Genomic DNA, 270 nt, shown 5'->3' with positions numbered 1-270 from the left:
CAGCAGGATCGACTGAGACATCGCCGCGCCGAAGGGTTCGTGCAGGAAGGCCGGCAGGTGCATCACGTCGGCCTCACCGCGCGGCGCCGATCCCGGCGGCCCCGCGGGCAACTCGGCTTTGATCCGCGCCGACATGAACGCCGCCATGCTGGCACTGCCCAGCACCGAACCGACCTGCCGGGTGGTGTTGTAGACACCGGAGCCCGCCCCGGCCAGCCGGGGCGGGAGATTGCGAGTTGCAGTGGCGCCCAACGGCGCCCAGATGAACGC

1 pseudogene is annotated in these 270 nt (G+C 71.1%); it reads right to left on the bottom strand.

What is annotated here, in order from left to right:
* Window positions 1–270 (bottom strand): annotated as a pseudogene (locus FQ668_RS27540) (hypothetical protein); the annotation flags it as partial.

It is taken from the genome of Pseudomonas sp. Kh14 (genome assembly GCF_900291005.1).
Classification (GTDB): domain Bacteria; phylum Pseudomonadota; class Gammaproteobacteria; order Pseudomonadales; family Pseudomonadaceae; genus Aquipseudomonas; species Aquipseudomonas alloputida.
The sequence above is the reverse complement of the archived record's forward strand: the minus strand, read 5'-3'. Positions and strand labels throughout refer to the sequence as shown.